The following is a 16,730-nucleotide window of genomic DNA, read 5'->3' as shown; positions in this document are numbered from 1 at the left end:
CAAGCTTGCTCGCGATAGCGGTGGGTCAGCTTGCAGGGATTTTCGACACGTCGAGTTGCACCCTGGGTCCATTGGCCTTGACCAATTCCAGCAATACCGCGCGCAGCTCCGGCGGTCGCACCGGCTTGGCCAACACCGCGATGTTCAGGCTTTGCAGGGATTCGCGTATCCGCGCTATCTCATGCCCGGTAATGACCAGCGCCGGGACTTCCCAACCGCGTTGCTCGCGTATGACCGCGATACACTCGGCTCCTGAAACCTTCGTACCCAGGTCGAAGTCGGCGATGATGATGTCGCAATCGCTGGCCAGCCCTTGGTCGTCGCTGTGGGTTTGCACCTTGCAACCCCATTTTTCCAGCAGCACCGAGGTCGCCATCAAGACGTTGGCATCGTCTTCTACCAGGCATACCCGCAACCCGTTCAGTCGGCTGTGGACCGTCTTCAGCTTGGGCGTCAGGATCTTCGGAGTAGCTTGCTCCAGGCCGCTGATCGCCACCTTGGTGCCGCGTCCGACCCGGGAATGGATGTGCACATCGACCTCAAGTAACTGGCTGATGCGCTTGACGATGGACAGCCCAAGCCCCAACCCTTCGACATCCTTGTCGCGTACGTGGCGCACTCGGTAAAACTCCTTGAACACCTCGGGCAAATGCTCGGCGGCGATACCCCGTCCCTTGTCGTAGATCACCACGGCCAGCCCCGTTCCCTGGCGGCGTACGCCGATTAATACCGGTTGGCCTGGGGCATATTTGAGAGCGTTGGACAGCAGGTTCTGAACCATGGTGGTCAGCAGTCCCGGGTTGACGTTGACCCAGTAAGGGCTGGCACGCAAGCGCAGCTCAACCCCCGCCCAGCGTGCCGCCTCGGTGTTCTGTTTGACGACGTCCTGCAGCAGCTCGCCCAAGTGAACCGTATCGGACTGTGGCACCAGTTTGCCGTGGTCCAGGGTGTAGATATCGAGGATCGAGCGAAACAGCTGCGACACGGTGTGCAGCGAACGGTCGATGTTATCCACCAGCCGCAACTCTTCCACGCCTAGCTTGGCGTCACGCAGGCAGGCGGTGAACAGGCCAATGGAGTGGATCGGTTGGCGCAGGTCATGGCTGGCCTGGGCGAGGAAACGAGATTTCTCCTGGTTGGCCGTGATCGCTTCTTCGGAGGCAATCCGCGTACGCTTGAGCAGAGTGTGCGCATAGGCCGGCACCACGACGGTGGTCACGATTAGCATCAGGAACAGGTACGGCTGGGTCCGCCAGAATGGATTGAGCCAGAAAATCAGCACCAATACCGACAGTGCGATGACGGTCGCCAGTGCCAGGTAGCGGGAGCCGAAGCGCACTCCGTTGCCCAGCGTTACCCAGAGCAGCGCCGCGTAAATGGGCAATGCACCTTCACCCCCCAGCACCATGGCAAACGCAATGCCGGCGTAGTCATGGAGCATGGTGAACAGGCGCCGCCAGAAGAAGTGCCCCGGCTTGCGCTGGATAAGCAAGCGCAGGAACACCGACGCAATGATGAACGTCACGATGTAAATGATGATCGGCGTGTAGGCCGCGGCGTCATCGGTCTCGATGCTGGCCAGGATGATGATGTACAACAGCGCACAGGCACTGACGATCAGCCGTACCGTAGCCTGATTGAGTTCGCTGTTCTTTTCCACTGACCTTCAACCTTATGACCGGGTGGATTGAGCGCAGGTACTGGGAAAGGGTGAATCAGGCCGACTCGGCTATCCACCAGGCCGATCAGGCCAGTGGGCATGCCGAGTCGGCGAGTTGTCTTGAACCTTAATAGACTCGGTAATATTTCACCACATCGTCGACGAAATAGATCGTCAGTACTGTCCCCTGGGCCTGGGCCTGGGACGTGTTGGTGCCGGTTGCACTGCTGACGTCACTGGCCACCTTTTGCACTTTGGCGATTTGTGCCGATGCGTCATACATCTTCATGCGCGTCTCGTCCGACACATATTTGTTAGCCAACTTCATATACCTGTCGAGACCCTCTTCTTGCTTGGCGTAAGTCCAATTCGACTCGTTGCTGGTACTTGTCGAGTTGAGTTCTTGAGTCGAGGGGGCGCCGAACATTTGGGTAATCTGAGTTTTGGTCGTCTTGCCGGGATAAATCGTCTGTTTTAGATAAGTGACATCGAATTTCTTGGCGCCTGAGTTCAAGGCGCTCAAGGAATTCAACGAGTTCAAGGAATTCATTAAGTCGCCCGTGTTTGTACAGCCGCTGATGAGTCCAGCCAGCACGCACAGCGCTATTCCATTTTTTAGTGTTTTTCCATGATTGAAGGACATAGAGACTTACCTTGAGTGATTGTTTTCAGGACCGTTCCATTCTTCGACCGAACAAGCGGTGAAGTTGGCCCAGCGTTGCGCAGCCAATCGATCTGTTTAACCCAATAGGGCCCGCAAGCCACAAAGCATCGATACGCGCGGTCGCCTGCCCGGCGTATGGCTCATTTATTGTCTAAGTATTTGGACTGCTCGCGTCAGCCTTAATAGAGCACTCACAGAGTAGAGTGTAAAAGCTGGAGCAGGCCATAGCACAAGTGTGCTATGGCGGTGAGCAGGTTAGCGAGGATGACGCTGTATATAACTTTTTGACCATTACACTTATATTTTTATACCGTTGCTTTGTAGGGAGACAGGCTCAAGGCCGACCCATCTACGGTTTGTTTTTTTCTGGCCAGGCGCCACTGCTGGGATAATTGGAGAGTTGTGCGGCGGCGGCCGCGCGGGTCGGGACTCCCAGGGCTTTTAGCAAGCTTGATACATGGATGCGAACCGTGAAGGGTGAAATGCCAAGTGCCTTGGCGATTTCCTTATTGGTCTTGCCATCAGCCACCAAGCCCAGTACTTGGCGCTGGCGCGCGGTCAGTTGAGTAAGCGACGCTGACTGCAAGTCGTCCAGGATCGAATTTTCCGAGTGGTACCTGACGATCACTTCGCCTTCGCGAATTGCCATGATGGCGTCGGCTATGCCGACGGGGTCGATATTCTTTCCAATAAAACCGTCTGCACCCAGTGACATCACCTGGGAAATAATGTCGATGTCGTCAATCATTGAAACCACAATGATTGAGGTGCGTTTGAACTCGTTGCGCAAATGCCCTATGACCTGCAGCGATTTGATACCGGGGAAGCGCAAATCAAGAATCAGCGAGTCCACTTCCGCACCCGACCGCGCGAGCGCCAATACCTCATCAAGGTTGCCGGCTTGTTCTATGGACGCCGTCGGTAGAAGTCGTTCTATGGTTTTCAGCATCCCTTCGCGAAACAGTGGGTGGTCATCGGCCACTATTACCCTGCACGTCATGCTCAAGATCCTCCTGATCTTCTCGTTTGCTCATCGTAACCTAAACTGGAAACGCGGGTTTCACGTTTGAAACAACCATTTGTGTGGGCATGCCGTCACGACTATGACGCAAAAGAATAGCCAGGCTGATCAGCGCCCATTGAGGTCGACGGTCGGGGGCTTCGTTTGCCTGGTTTGTGGCTGTGCCCGCTGGAGGACGACGCCAACGGGCTGAAGGTTTCGGGCTCTGATGCAATGCAGCCATTGGCGAGCAGCGCGGCAGGAAAATCCCGACGGTGATCAGGGGCGCAACCGTCCTCGAAACGCCCCGACGGGCCTGGATGTGAGAACTAACGGTTACGAGGTGCGGGGTTTTTATGAACTAGCAAAGCGAATCAGGATCAAGAGTTCAGCACTGCAGTTTTTAAAAATATCCGTACCCGCATTCAATCGGGTTAATCCGAGCTGGGATCGCTGACTCAGGATGATAATTTTTCGGTCGACAGACAGCAGGGACGTTTCAGCCAGGCGGATTGAGGATTGATTGATGTCGAATGTTGAAGAGCTTGCCAGGGAAACGTTTACCCTGAGCGAGTACGACAGTTTGGTTTCCATAGGAACAAGCGCGCTCGAGGCCATTCCGGGTGCAGTGTATCTCTGTGATCGCCAAGGCTGGCTCGTCCGGTACAACAGCGAGGCCGCCGAACTGTGGGGGAGAACCCCGGCATTGGGGGAGAACGGTGATCGTTTCTGTGGCTCGCATCGACTTTATTTGACAGACGGCACACCGTTGGCTTTTGAACATTGCCCGACGGCGTTGGCACTTGATGGGGGCGTTGCGACGCGCAATCAGGAAGTCCTCATCCAGCGCCCGGATGGCTCGCGGTTCGTGGCTCTGATGAACATCCGCGCACTTAAAGATCGAGAGGGGGCGATCCAAGGCGCGATCAATTGCTTTCAAGACGTCTCGGCGCACCATGCCATGGCCGAAGAGCTTCGGTGCAAGAGTGCCGAGCTTGAGGACTTTTTCGAAAACAGCGCAGTGGGCCTTCACATCGTCAGTGGTGACGGAATCATCCTGCGTGCCAACAAGGCTGAGTTGGCGCTGCTGGGTTATTCGGCGCAAGAGTACATGGGGCGCCACATTACGGAGTTTCATGTAGATGCGCCGGTTATTGGTGATATCCTCAATAAACTCGGCAGCGGCGACTGTCTGGAAAGTTATCCGGCGCGCCTAAGGGCCAAAGACGGTTCGATCAAGCATGTTGCGATCACCTCCAATGGACGGTTCGAAGAAGGCAAGCTCTTCAACACCCGCTGTTTCACGATCGACGTCAGCATCGCCCAGCGGATGGAAAGCCAGTTTCGCGAGAGCGAACGGCATATGCGTAACCTTCTCGAGGCGTTGCCCGCCGCGGTTTATACCACCGACGCGGAGGGCCGCATCACCTTCTACAATCGCGCGGCTGTCGAGTTGTCAGGTCGCACACCTCAGTTGGGTGAAATGTGGTGCGTGACCTGGAAACTGTTCAACACGGACGAAACCCCGCTTCCCCATGACGAGTGCCCGATGGCGGTGGCCTTGAAGGAAAACCGGCCGATTCGCGGTGTCGAGGCGATCGCCGAGCGGCCGGACGGCACCCGTGTCCCCTTTGTTCCGTATCCCACACCGCTGCATGATGGTGACGGCAATTTGGTGGGGGCGATCAATATGCTGGTCGATATCACCGAGCGAAAACAGGCGGAAAACCGGCACAAGACCCTGATTGACGAGCTTAATCATCGGGTCAAGAACACCCTGGCCACGGTGCAATCCCTGGCGGCGCAAACGGCGCGCAACGCCGAGGACGCGAAAGACGGTTACTACCGTTTTGAAGCCAGGCTTCTGGCGTTGTCCCGCGCCCATGATCTTTTGACGAGGCGGCATTGGGGCCATACGCCCCTGGATTCCCTTGCCCAGGAAGTGCTGATGCCGGTATTCGGCCATGAGCCCAGTCGCATCAACGTCCAGGGTGCTTCAGTCGACGTCAGCACCCGGGTCGCGCTCAATCTCACGATGACCCTCAATGAACTGGCAATCAATGCGCTTAAATACGGAGCGATGTCTGTCGAGACGGGCACGCTGTCAGTGACCTGGAAGGTGCAACCTCAACCGGACGGAGCGTTGCTGACCCTGGACTGGCGCGAGCACGGAGGGCCTGCGGTGTCACCGCCAAAACGAGAAGGGCTGGGGTCTCGTCTGATGAAACGCTGCATCGAGCGCGATTTGGGTGGGAAATTTGAGCTCAACTTCGTCCCGCAGGGCATTTTCTGCCGCTTCTCGTTTCTGATCGGCGCGTCCGGGGCATGAGCCCATTCGCTGGAGTCAGGGTGCTCGTGGTCGAGGACGAAGGCGCGATTGCCATGATGATCGAGGAAATGCTCGATGAGTTCGGGTGTGAAGTAGTGGCGTCAGTGGCCCGGCTCGTCACGGCCCTTGAAATAGCCAGCTCGGCGGAAATTGACCTGGCGATCCTGGACGTTAACCTGGCGGGCGAGCGTGTTTTCCCGGTTGCCGAAATTCTCCGCGATCGCGGCATCCCAATGGTATTCAGCACCGGATACGGCGCCAGCGGGCTGCCGAGCGATTTCGCCCAGCACCTGGTCCTGCACAAGCCGTTTTCGCAAAGTGCCTTGCAGCAAAAAGTCGCGCTTGCACTGAGGCGCTGACCTCCAGCTCCAAAAGGGGTCGCTACCGGGCCTTGGAGATTTCCCCGTCAACCGCTCTGGAAGCCGCCATTTCATTTTATGAAACGGTGGATTGCAGTTTGTGCGTATTCCTGCGAAGACGCTTTGGGAAGAAGATGGCCTCACCTGCACTGCATGCCTCGGCAAGAGACGTAGCGCAGCTTCCCTAATCGTAGCGCACTGGCCCAGGCTGCAATGCGGCGGGCGCGAGGAGTAGCTGATGAACGAAGCCTCGAAACCACCATCCTCGCCCTGGCATGAAGGTGAGCTGACATTGCAGCGCTCTGTCGGCGCGGTCGACATGATGGCCAGCGTTGGCCAGCGGCAATTGGCCCGCACCTGGATGCCGGATCAGCACCGGGAGTTCTACGCCCAGTTGCCCTTCGTGGTGTTGGGTACCGTGGATCGGCAAGGCGACGTGTGGGCGACCCTGCGCACCGGGCAGCCCGGCTTCATGCAGTCGCCCGACCCGCAAACCTTGCGCATCGATCTCAAGCCACAGCCCAGCGACCCGGCCCAGGAGGGCATGGGCGAGGGGGATGCCATCGGTATGTTGGGTATCGAGTTGCACACCCGTCGACGTAACCGCATGAACGGCAATGTGCGTCGTCAACTGGACGACGGCCTGGAGATTTCAGTCAGTCAGGCCTATGGCAACTGCCCGCGCTACATCAACCTGCGCCAGTATCGCTTTGTCGAAGAGCAGGCCGCCGAGCCTGTTCAGTTGGCCCCGACAGACCCGTTGGTACGTCGCCTGGTCACGGCCGCCGACTCGTTTTATATCGCCACCTATGTGGTTCGCGACGGCGAGCGCCAGGTTGATGCGTCCCATCGTGGCGGTAAGCCGGGGTTTGTGCGCATGGACGAGGACGGGACGCTGACCATTCCGGATTTTTCCGGAAACCTGTTCTTCAACACCCTGGGCAACATCCTGCTGAACCCGCGTGCAGGACTGGTGTTCGTCGATTTCCAGAGCGGCGACCTCCTGCACATGAGCGGTTCGGCGCAAGTGCTGCTGGACGACCCGCAAATCACCGCGTTCCAAGGCGCCGAGCGGCTGATGCGCTTCACGCCGCAGCGTATTGTCTATCGCCCGGCGGCGATTCCCTTGCGCTGGAAAGACCAGGCCGAAGGGGACTCGCCCAATTCATTGATGACCGGCAGTTGGGAACAAGCCGCCGAGCGCTTGCAGGCCGAAGCCGTGCGTAGCCATTGGCGGCCACTGCGGGTCGAACGCGTGGTGGATGAAAGCCACAATATTCGCTCTTTCTATCTGCAAGCGGCTGACGGTGCTGGCTTACCCCGTTTTGAAGCCGGCCAGCATCTGCCTGTGCGGGTCTTGCTGGAAGGACAACACGCACCGTTGATTCGAACCTATAGCGTCTCCAGCGCGCCGTCGGATGACTTCCTGCGCATCAGCGTCAAGCGCGACGGCTCGGTGTCTTCGCACCTGCATGAGCAGATTCAGGTGGCCCACGAGATTGAAGCGCGAGCGCCCCAGGGGCATTTCACCGTCCAGCCCACCGAACGGCGTCCGTTGGTACTCCTGGCCGCCGGCGTCGGCATTACGCCGCTGCTGTCGATGTTGCGCGAGGTGGTTTACCAAGGGCAGCGCATCAGCCGCATGCGCCCGGTCTGGCTGGTGCAAAGCGCGCGCTCGGTGGCTGACCTGGCGTTTCGTGACGAGCTCAATGAGTTGGCGGCCCGCGCCGGTGACAAGCTGCGGATACTGCGCATGGTCAGCCAACCGCCCGCCGAGGCGCCGGCAGGCGAGGGCTACGACGCGACGGGCCGGATTGACGTGGGGTTGCTCAAGCAGTTGCTGCCCCTCGATGACTACGACTACTACTTGTGTGGACCGGGCAGCTTTACCCAGGCGCTGTATGACGGACTGCGTAAATTGCGCATTCCTGATGATCGTATCCACGCCGAGACCTTTGGCCCGTCGACGCTTGTCCGCGACGCCGAAGTCAGCGTGCCAGCGACACCGCAAACGCCGGCGGCGAGCGAAGCAGTGAAGGTCTTGTTCGCCACCTCCGGCAAGGAAGCGCGCTGGGAGCCCGGCAGTGGCACCTTGCTCGAGCTGGCGGAGGCGCGCGGCTTGAGCCCTGAGTTCAGTTGCCGCGGCGGCTCCTGTGGCACCTGTAAAACCCGGTTGAAACGCGGCCAGGTGCATTACCTCAATAGCCCGGCGGAGCCTTTGACCGAAGATGAGGTGCTGATCTGCTGCGCGGTGCCGGCCCAGGGCAGTGAGACGTTGGTGCTGGAGGTTTGAGAGAGCGTCAAACCGACCGGCCGCTGACTATTTCAAATAGTGGAATGCTGGATTGTAAAAGCTGGTGATTCCGCTGTTTGGGATAGGAGGGGAGGATAGCGCCATCGACGCGATTCCCGCCTCGACCCCAAAAAACAACATGGAGTACGTCATGTCTCAGAAAGCGATCAAGCTCTATCGCCATCCGTTGTCTGGTCACGCCCATCGCGTCGAGTTGATGCTCTCGCTGCTCGGCCTGCCGACCGAACTGATATTCGTGGACCTGATGAAGGGTGAGCACAAGACCCCCGAGTTCCTGGCCATCAACCGGTTTGGTCAGGTACCGGTGATCGATGACAACGGCACCGTCCTGACGGACTCCAACGCGATCCTGGTTTACCTCGCGGCAAAGTATGGCAATGGCCAATGGTTGCCGAGTGACCCGCTCGCTCAAGCCAGGGTTCAGCGCTGGCTTTCGGTGGCCGCTGGGCAGATCAACTCGGGCCCCGCCAACGCGCGATTGATCACAGTGTTTGGCGCGGGCTATAACGCCGAGGATGCTATCAATCGTTCCCACGCCTTGCTGAAAGTCATGGAGAGCGAGTTGGGGCAAAGTGCTTTCCTGGCGGCTGACAAACCGACTATCGCCGACGTTGCCGCATACACCTACGTGGCGCACGCCCCGGAGGGCAATGTCGCGTTGACCGACTATCCGCATGTCCGTGCGTGGCTGGGCAGCATTGAAGCGTTGCCGAATTTCGTTGGCATGCAACGGACTGCCAAGGGCTTGCAACACGCTTGATTCAAGCAGTTGGGGCTTGCCGTGAAGCATCTTGCGGCAAGCCCCATTACGCCGCGCGGTAGCTGCTCCACCAAAACGGGATCGCCCATGGATCGCTTTCAGGAAATGCAGGTTTTTATGGCGGTTGCCGAGGAAGAGGGGTTTGCCGCGGCAGCCCGTCGCTTGCATATTTCCCCTCCGAGTGTGACGCGAGCCGTCGCTGCAATGGAAGAAAGGATCGGCACCCAGCTGTTATCCAGGACCACCCGCAATGTGCACCTGACCGAAGCGGGGCAACGCTACCTGGAAGATTGCCGGCGGATTCTCGGCGAGCTCGAAGAAGCGGAGGAGGCCGCCGCCGGCAGCTACCTGATACCGTGCGGATACCTGACCGTCACGGCACCGGTCCTGTTTGGCGAACTGTACGTGGCGCCACTGCTGACGGATTACCTTGATCAATTTCCTTCGGTGCATCTCAACGCATTATTGGTCGATCGAGTGGTGAACATGGCTGACGAAGGGATCGATGTGGCGATACGCATTGGTCATTTGCACGATAACGCTCAGCACGCCATCAAGGTCGGCGAAGTACGTCAGGTGATATGCGCCGCGCCCGAATATTTCGAGCGGCACGCAAGGCCACGGCACCCGGCAGAGTTGAGCACAGCCAAGATCGTGATGTCTTCGGCCAGTCACTTGCTGAGCGATTGGCAATTCATGGATGGCGCCAAGCCATTGAGTTTACGGTTTGATCCGCGCCTGGTGGTTACCGCCAATCAGGCCGCGATCAATATTGCGTGCCTGGGCTGGGGAATCACGCGGGTATTGTCCTATCAGGTGGCCAGGCACGTCGCTGACGGATCGCTGGAAGTGGTGCTCGAAGATTTTGAGCTGCCGGCGCTGCCGATTCATGTGGTGTATCAGAAGAGCAATCGGGTGCCTGCCAAGGTGCGTACCTTCGTCGACTTTCTCGCTGATCGGCTCGGGGCCGACGTGACGCTCAAATCGCTCGGCAAGGGCGTTGGCTGATGGGACGCCACCATGAAATGCTGATGTTCCACGCGATTTCGCAAAGCCCGAGCCTCGCGTCAGCCGCCCAGCGCCTTAACGTATCCGGCCCGACCGTCGTGCGTGCCATTGCTCGGTTGGAGGCCCGACTCGGCGTCCAATTACTGTCGCGAAGCACTCGTGGGGTGCTGCTGACTGAAGCCGGTGCGGCATTCATGGCCGATTGTTCACGTATCCTCAAAGAGGTCGATGAGGCCGAAGCCTGCGCCCAGGGCTTGCATGTCCAGGCGCAGGGCAGTCTGACGGTGCTGTTGCCGTTGCTCTTCAGTCGCTATGTCATGGCTCCGCTGCTGGCCGATTACATGGATCTGTACCCCGAGATAAGGGTGTTCGCGCAGTACCATGATCGTATTGCGAACATGAATGAGGAAGGCTTGGATGTGGCCGTGCTGGTGGGGCATTTGCCCAGTTCTGCATTGATCGCACGAGCTGTCGGCAATGTTCGCTCGATCGTTTGCGCCAGCCCGGCGTATCTGGCTGCTCATGGTGAACCCGTCGTGCCGCAGGATTTGCGCAATCATCGACTGATCGCCACGCAAGCCAATCAGGACAGGGTTCAATGGTCTTTCCAAATGCAGGGCGAGCCAAGCAACATCAGGGCTCGCACGCGACTCAGTTGCGCGACATTACAGTCGGCCATCGATGCCGCGACGCATGGGGCAGGGGTGACGCGTTGTGTGAGCTATCCGTTGTACGATTATTTGAACAGCGGACGATTGCGCAGGGTCTTGCAGCCCTATGAACCGCCCTCGACGCCAGTCCAAGTGGTTTACCGTGAGAGACGTAAAGCTCCAATGCGCGTGCGCAGTTTCGTCGATTACATTGTTGAACGGCTGCGCGAGCATCCGGCCATGAGGCCTGATGTCTGCTAAGGAGCCCAGTCAGTTTCAAATTGCGCGCCGCACTCTTCCGGGTGCTTGGCCATAGATATCCTTGAATTTCTTGCTGAACGCCGCCTGGGATTGGTAACCCACCTGCACTGCGATGTCGCTCAAGCCGAGATGTGAATGGCTCAGCAGACCGAACGCCAGCTCCATGCGTACTTGCGTCAGCAATACCCACGGTGATACCCCGGCCACTTGAACGAATGCCCGCATGAAGGATGCGCGGGACATGTTCGCGGTCTCGGCCAGGCCTTGAATCGTCCACTCGTGCGCAGGGTCCGCCAGCATCGCCTGCCAGGCCCGGCCCAAACGTTTATCGCCCAGCAGGGCCAACGAGCCGCTGTCCTGGCCATGGTTTGCCAGGTGCGCGCGCAGAATCAGGGTGAACAACGCCTGGGAAAGCGCGTCGAGCAAAAACCGAGCGCCGACCTTATCCCCGTCCGCTTCCCCTCGAATGACCTCGACCAACGCTGGTAGTGGCCCATTGGCCGGCAAGGCGCCGCTGGGAATCACCAGGTATTCGGGCAGGGACGCAAACAGCAGGGAGGCGCGGTTGAAGTGAAAGCCACCACAGAGCATGTCCAGCTCCGGGCTGGCGCCACCGATGTGATGTATCGGCAGCATGCTCCCCGGGACGATGTCTGGGGTGGTTGGCGCTACTGTCTTTCCAGGGCTGTGCATGAGGTGCCGGGCCCCACGAGGCAGCAGCAGAATGTCGCCTGCACGCATGGGTAAACGCTGCCCGTCGGGAAACTCTACCCGGCATTCTCCTGCCAACACGATGTGATAGGGCGCTTTGCCCAGCGCTTGCTGCTCATGATCCACAGCCCAATCGCCCTGGAACTGACAACGCAGATCCAGGCTGCCGCGCACATTGGCCAGACTGATGAGTTTATCGATCGCATTCATTTGAGCGTTTCGCAAAAAAAACTGAGTGGATTGAACAAACCCGAGCTGCGCCAGGGTGAAAAACTGAGTGCGTCGAAACAGTACACCCAACCCACTCAGGAGTTAATGCCATGTTCAATAACTGGTCCGAATTATTGCCCACTATTCAGAAAGCCTTCGGCGCACTGGGCAAGAGCAACCCGAAAATGGTCAAGGCCTACATGGCCCTTGGTGAGGCCACCAGCGAGAACAACGTGCTCGATGCGAAGACGCGCGAGTTGATCTCGATCGCCATCGCTGTCACCACCCGCTGCGACGGTTGCATCGCCGCGCACACGGACTCGGCGATCAAAGCCGGTGCAAGCCGCGAGGAAGTGACCGCAGCCCTGGCCACCGCGATCTCGCTGAATGCGGGGGCTGCGTACATTTACTCGCTGCGTTCGCTTGAAGCCTATGACGCATTGAACAGACCGGCGTGATTGCACGCCACATCTGGCCCCAGGCGCCGCAAGGTGCCGGGGCTTTTCAACTCATTGTTTCATGCCATGCAATTAAGTCATGCGGTCCCTGATCCTTCTCTAAACCCTGCCTGCCGACGAAACTGACCCCAGACGCAACGGACCTTCTCAGGCCTGGGCAGCGTTCTCTATCCACCAGGAGATTCCTCATGAACGACACCCTCCATGCCTGCGCCGACAGCCCTTGGCCAGAGTCTTTGAACGTAACCCACAGCGAGTACGAAAGTGGGTTTTTGCTGCCGCAACTGATGGGCGCCTTAGCCAGCGAGTCTGCAGAGTTGGGATCACGGAATCTGCGCCAGGGGCGAGGGATCACGGCAAGCTTCTGGAGCGAAGTGTTTCGCTGGGCTGGGCGTTAAGGACAGGTTTGTGCTAAACCGTTTGATCGGTCGATGCCAGCTTGCTGGCAGCCAACTTGTCTAGAAGCACTTTTAAGGGACTGATCATGAGCCTCCACGGCCAGTACGATTCGCAGAACATTTTTGCGCTGATCCTTCGGGGCGAAGCGCCGTGCTACAAGATTTATGAAGACGCCGACGTCATGGCCTTCCTGGATATTTTTCCTCAATCCCGCGGTCACGTCCTGGTGATCCCCAAAGCCTCCCAGGCCCGCAATATTCTGGATGTCGAACCCGCTACGCTCGGGGCGATGATGTCGGCCGTGCAGCGGCTCACTCGCGTCATCGTGGATGAATTGGAGCCGGACGGCGTGCAGGTCGCGCAATTCAATGGCGCTGTGGCCGGGCAAACGGTCTACCACATTCATGTGCACATCATCCCGCGCTGGGAGGGTGAAGCACCTGGGGAGCATGGAAGAGGAAAGGCCGACCCTGAGGCGCTCAAAGTTCTGCAGGCGCGTTTGGTAGAGCGCATCAAGCGCTCTTGAATCCCGCCGCGAAAGTCCAGGGACTGGCGTTGACTTGCCGGGGGCTGGCGTAGCCACATTCCTGGCGAGCATTCGGTTTCCATGTCCCTGATGATTCCTGATCAGTTCATAAGCCCGGCGTGCCAGTTGTTTGGGTTGGGGATTCGTGGGGTGGGTATGAGAACCGTTGCGGATACCGGGGATCGCGACAGCGCAGCAGATCGGGCGTTGAATCCGGTGGTGCGCTTGCATGTAGGGCTGGAGAACGTCGAGGCGTTGGTCGAGGATTTTCGACGGGGGGTCGCTGCGGCGGATGCTGGATGATGGGCGCGCCGAGGGGGCGCCGGCCCCTCGGCTGTGTCTCGAATGTTGCTGATAGGGAGAGGCGTTTTGGGGCGAGATCAATTTGCCTTTCGCGACCATGAGTTGCTTGCGGCATCATCAGGTCCTCCTTGATGTAGAGCCTGAAATAATCGCTTGTCCAGGCACATCGACTCGCTAGCGCTCCAAGGCTGATTACTCGAGCCACGTATTGACCACCCGCCGATCCAGCTCCTCCCAATCCGCCATGCCCAATACCCGCGTGGTGTTCAGCCCACGCAAATAACCGCGCAACTGGTTGGCGGTGGCCCGCGCCAGTTCCGGGTCGGGGGCGATCTCGCTTAACAGCACGGTTTCGTACTGGACCAGGTACTCGGCCACGCGGTCACGAAAGTCGGGCAAGACAGCATCGCGGATCAGATCAAACGTTCTCAAGGAAAAGTCCTCATCATTTTTTTAGTGGTGATCTTAGTGTGTATCTGTCTTCACGGCGCGTAACTATCGCTAGAGGTGATAGTGACCATTACGCAACGTAAGTTCTGCTTTGTCGGAGATCGGTGGAAAATCACCTCCATCGAACACGTCGCCCCAGACATCTGGGCGCTTGATGACCGAACCCTTTGTTTTCAGGATAGATCGATGCGCTCTTTATTTGTGCTTCTCATGACGTTTGCCTCGCTGTCGCTCGCCGGTTGCGCCTCCGTGCCGAACGACCCGACCCTGACCTTGCAGACCAGCAAGACACCGGCCCAATACGCCGAATGTGTCGTACCGAAATTGCAGGGCAGTGCATTGAGCCCAATGGTCTCGCAGACCCAGCGCAGCTACCGGATCGTGGTGCCGAGCAAAATCTCTGCGGACAACGTGCTGGAAGCCTACAAGTCTGGCAACGGTGGCAAGGTATTCATCTATGAGCGGCATCTGCTGGCTTCGAACCTGCTGCCTTCGAGTTTTGGCCGCGCCGCACAGGATTGCATCTGACCCCGGCCCGTAAACGCTTTTCACCGTGCTCCTTTGGTTGGCCGCAACCAACCAATTCCTTGCCCCGCACCGTATTCGGTTGCGGGGCTTTTTTTTGTCTGCTTGGATCAGATTCGCGAGTCGTCTGCCCTGATGAATTCGATGAGCGCTTTCAAGGCCGGTGGCACGTGGCGTCGGCTGGAGTAATACACAAAGAAGCGGCTCGGTGGGGCTTTCCAATCCTGGAGTATTTCTCTGAGATGCCCGCGGCGGATGTCGTCGCGCGCCAGTGCCTCGTAGACGTAGGCTATTCCAGCGCCATCTTTCGCGGCTTGGATCATCAGCCCATCGTCTTCCAGGATGAGCGGGCCGGTGACGGATAAACGTATCGGCTGACCCTCGGCCTGATACTCCCAAGCGTACAGTTTGCCGCTGGGAAAACGCCTGGCAATGCACGCATGATCGAGCAGGTCGCGGGGTACTTGTGCGACCCCTTTCGCGGCTAGATAGCTCGGTGCGGCAACGGTGACGAATGACTGGGGGGCGCCGACAGGCACTGCGATCATGTCGCCGGCCAGGTTTTCCCCAAAGCGGACTCCCGCGTCAAACCCGTCGTTGACGATATCGGTCAAGCCATCATCGGTGATCAGCTCCAGCTGAATGCGTGGATACCTGGCCACGAAGGGCGCGAGCACTTGCGCAAACACAATGCGTGCCGCCGGACGTGCCACGTTGAGACGCAGTTTGCCGACGGGCACTGCCTGCATCGAGGTCAATTGCGCCAAGGCCTCGGCAACCTGGTGCAGGGTCGGCGCCAGCGTTGCCAAAAGCTGCTGGCCGGCCTCGGTCGGGGTCACGCTACGCGTGGTCCGGTTCAGTAGCCTGACGCCCAGGCGTGTTTCCAGCGCGCGCATCGCGTGACTCAACGCCGAAGCCGAGACGCCACGTTCGTCGGCGGCCTTGCGAAAGCTGCGATGGCGAGCGACGGCGGCAAAGGCATCGAGTTCAGAGAGGTCGGGGTGCTGACTCATGAATTTTGTTCAGTAGTCCAAAGAAGATTACCTATCTTATCTTCATCAGATTGCTCCCGGATACTGCCTCCATCATTCGTGGAGAGGTCGCTATGCAAAAGAATCGTCTTGGCTCATCGCAGTTCCTGATTTCGCCGATTGGCCTGGGAACGTGGGCCATTGCCGGCACCGGTTGGGAATACAGTTGGGGCGCGCAGGATGACAACGACAGTCTGGACGCACTGGAATATGCCATCGAACGTGGGGTGAACTGGATCGATACCGCTGCGGTTTATGGCTTGGGCCATGCCGAGCAATTAGTCGGGCAATTGTTGCGGCGGGTGCCGGCCTCGCGACGTCCTTTGGTGTTCACCAAAGGCAGCTTGGTCTGGGATCCGGTCACGAAGGCGATTGCGCACTCGCTGGCGCCCCAATCGTTGCTCGCCGAAGTCGATGCCAGTTTGCGCCGGCTTCAAGTCGAGGCAATCGATCTCTATCAGATCCACTGGCCCGCTTTTCCGGCCGACGCCAGCAGCGAAGGTATCGAAATGGCGCTTTCGGCTTTGGCAACGGCCCGTGACCAGGGAAAAATTCGTGCGATCGGTGTCTCGAATTTCGACGTTGCTCAACTCAAACGAGCCCAGGCGGTCACCGAGATTGTTTCGCTCCAGCCGCCATACTCCGCGTTGATGCGCGATATCGAGAAGGACGTCCTGCCATTCTGCGAGCAGGCCGGGATGGGTGTCCTGGCCTATTCCACGCTTCAATCGGGGCTGCTTTCCGGCAGCATGACCCGCGAGCGCATCTCGCAACTGCCCGAAGACGATTGGCGCAAAGCCCGAAGTGCTGACTTCCAGGAGCCCCGTTTGAGCGCAAACCTGGCATTGGTGGACGTCATGGCACGCATTGGCGAACGGCATGGGGTCGGCGCCGCGGCAGTCGCCATCGCCTGGGTACTTCGCCAGCCGGCTGTGACGGGCGCCATCGTCGGTGCCCGCCGTCCCGCACAAGTGGATGGGCTGATTGCAGGTTCGCAGTGGCGCCTCAGTGCTGCGGAAATCGAGGAGATTCGACCGTTCCTGCCGGCGGGCATGGGAACCAATGTCCCGGGCGCCGCCTGACCGATTTGATCGAGGTCGACGACCCTGAGC

The 16,730-nt window shown here is 58.8% G+C and carries 18 protein-coding genes; 12 read left to right on the top strand and 6 right to left on the bottom strand.

Translation table 11 applies throughout. The annotated features are described in order from the left end of the window. Positions 1 to 25: 25 nt before the first annotated feature. From EPZ47_RS16740 to EPZ47_RS16730, 3 genes are all read right to left on the bottom strand, one after another. Positions 26 to 1,660 carry an ATP-binding response regulator gene (locus tag EPZ47_RS16740; RefSeq protein WP_135845813.1) on the bottom strand — a complete coding sequence of 545 codons (1,635 nt, stop codon included), beginning with the start codon at positions 1,658 to 1,660 and terminating at the stop codon, positions 26 to 28. A gap of 127 nt (positions 1,661 to 1,787) precedes the next feature. Continuing rightward, positions 1,788 to 2,303: a hypothetical protein gene (locus EPZ47_RS16735; RefSeq protein ID WP_135845812.1), complete on the bottom strand. Its 516-nt coding sequence runs from the start codon at positions 2,301 to 2,303 to the stop codon at positions 1,788 to 1,790. A gap of 370 nt (positions 2,304 to 2,673) precedes the next feature. Continuing rightward, positions 2,674 to 3,324, bottom strand: a complete 651-nt coding sequence (locus tag EPZ47_RS16730) for a response regulator (protein ID WP_135848018.1) — start codon at positions 3,322 to 3,324, stop codon at positions 2,674 to 2,676. Between the two features lie 526 nt (positions 3,325 to 3,850). Between EPZ47_RS16730 and EPZ47_RS16725 the strand changes: the two genes are divergently transcribed. The 6 genes from EPZ47_RS16725 (at position 3,851) to EPZ47_RS16700 (ending at position 11,005) form a co-directional block, all read left to right on the top strand. Beyond that, positions 3,851 to 5,653: a sensor histidine kinase gene (locus EPZ47_RS16725; protein WP_135845811.1), complete on the top strand. Its 1,803-nt coding sequence runs from the start codon at positions 3,851 to 3,853 to the stop codon at positions 5,651 to 5,653. 20 nt (positions 5,654 to 5,673) lie between these two features. Next, on the top strand, positions 5,674 to 6,012 hold the full coding sequence (locus tag EPZ47_RS16720; protein ID WP_238346638.1) for a response regulator: 339 nt from the start codon (positions 5,674 to 5,676) through the stop codon (positions 6,010 to 6,012). Positions 6,013 to 6,250: 238 nt separating this feature from the next. Further along, positions 6,251 to 8,305 carry a 2Fe-2S iron-sulfur cluster-binding protein gene (locus EPZ47_RS16715; protein ID WP_135845809.1) on the top strand — a complete coding sequence of 685 codons (2,055 nt, stop codon included), beginning with the start codon at positions 6,251 to 6,253 and terminating at the stop codon, positions 8,303 to 8,305. 151 nt (positions 8,306 to 8,456) lie between these two features. Continuing rightward, complete coding sequence (locus EPZ47_RS16710; protein ID WP_135845808.1) at positions 8,457 to 9,086, top strand: glutathione S-transferase family protein; 630 nt, start codon at positions 8,457 to 8,459, stop codon at positions 9,084 to 9,086. A gap of 87 nt (positions 9,087 to 9,173) precedes the next feature. Further along, positions 9,174 to 10,094: a LysR family transcriptional regulator gene (locus tag EPZ47_RS16705; RefSeq protein WP_135848017.1), complete on the top strand. Its 921-nt coding sequence runs from the start codon at positions 9,174 to 9,176 to the stop codon at positions 10,092 to 10,094. Next, a complete protein-coding gene (locus tag EPZ47_RS16700; protein WP_135845807.1) occupies positions 10,094 to 11,005 on the top strand; it encodes a LysR family transcriptional regulator in 912 nt (303 codons plus the stop codon). The genes EPZ47_RS16705 and EPZ47_RS16700 overlap by 1 nt, the downstream gene beginning before the upstream one ends. 15 nt (positions 11,006 to 11,020) lie before the next feature. On the opposite strand, the gene EPZ47_RS16695 is transcribed toward EPZ47_RS16700, so the two are convergent. After that, complete coding sequence (locus tag EPZ47_RS16695; protein ID WP_135845806.1) at positions 11,021 to 11,926, bottom strand: AraC family transcriptional regulator; 906 nt, start codon at positions 11,924 to 11,926, stop codon at positions 11,021 to 11,023. A gap of 110 nt (positions 11,927 to 12,036) precedes the next feature. Between EPZ47_RS16695 and EPZ47_RS16690 the strand changes: the two genes are divergently transcribed. The 4 genes from EPZ47_RS16690 (at position 12,037) to EPZ47_RS30120 (ending at position 13,612) form a co-directional block, all read left to right on the top strand. Continuing rightward, positions 12,037 to 12,384 (top strand): carboxymuconolactone decarboxylase family protein, encoded by a 348-nt coding sequence (locus EPZ47_RS16690; RefSeq protein ID WP_135845805.1) that lies wholly within the window; start codon positions 12,037 to 12,039, stop codon positions 12,382 to 12,384. 188 nt (positions 12,385 to 12,572) lie between these two features. Beyond that, the gene (locus tag EPZ47_RS16685; RefSeq protein ID WP_135845804.1) at positions 12,573 to 12,782 is read left to right on the top strand and encodes a hypothetical protein; all 210 of its coding nucleotides are present in this window, start codon (positions 12,573 to 12,575) and stop codon (positions 12,780 to 12,782) included. Between the two features lie 86 nt (positions 12,783 to 12,868). After that, entirely contained in the window at positions 12,869 to 13,309 is a 441-nt protein-coding gene (locus EPZ47_RS16680) for an HIT family protein (RefSeq protein ID WP_135845803.1), read from the top strand. Positions 13,310 to 13,465: 156 nt separating this feature from the next. Next, positions 13,466 to 13,612 carry a hypothetical protein gene (locus EPZ47_RS30120; protein WP_158296362.1) on the top strand — a complete coding sequence of 49 codons (147 nt, stop codon included), beginning with the start codon at positions 13,466 to 13,468 and terminating at the stop codon, positions 13,610 to 13,612. A gap of 192 nt (positions 13,613 to 13,804) precedes the next feature. Here EPZ47_RS30120 and EPZ47_RS16675 read toward each other — a convergent pair whose 3' ends face one another. Further along, entirely contained in the window at positions 13,805 to 14,044 is a 240-nt protein-coding gene (locus EPZ47_RS16675) for a hypothetical protein (protein WP_135845802.1), read from the bottom strand. Between the two features lie 204 nt (positions 14,045 to 14,248). Here EPZ47_RS16675 and EPZ47_RS16670 point away from each other — a divergent pair, with 204 nt between their 5' ends. Then, on the top strand, positions 14,249 to 14,590 hold the full coding sequence (locus tag EPZ47_RS16670; protein ID WP_135845801.1) for a YajG family lipoprotein: 342 nt from the start codon (positions 14,249 to 14,251) through the stop codon (positions 14,588 to 14,590). Positions 14,591 to 14,697: 107 nt separating this feature from the next. Here EPZ47_RS16670 and EPZ47_RS16665 read toward each other — a convergent pair whose 3' ends face one another. Next, positions 14,698 to 15,600 carry a LysR family transcriptional regulator gene (locus EPZ47_RS16665; RefSeq protein ID WP_135845800.1) on the bottom strand — a complete coding sequence of 301 codons (903 nt, stop codon included), beginning with the start codon at positions 15,598 to 15,600 and terminating at the stop codon, positions 14,698 to 14,700. 92 nt (positions 15,601 to 15,692) lie between these two features. Between EPZ47_RS16665 and EPZ47_RS16660 the strand changes: the two genes are divergently transcribed. Further along, a complete protein-coding gene (locus tag EPZ47_RS16660) occupies positions 15,693 to 16,700 on the top strand; it encodes an aldo/keto reductase (protein WP_135845799.1) in 1,008 nt (335 codons plus the stop codon). Positions 16,701 to 16,730: the final 30 nt, after the last annotated feature.

The organism is Pseudomonas viciae (genome assembly GCF_004786035.1).
GTDB classification, from domain to species: Bacteria; Pseudomonadota; Gammaproteobacteria; order Pseudomonadales; family Pseudomonadaceae; genus Aquipseudomonas; species Aquipseudomonas viciae.
This window is presented reverse-complemented; position numbering and strand designations above follow the sequence as displayed.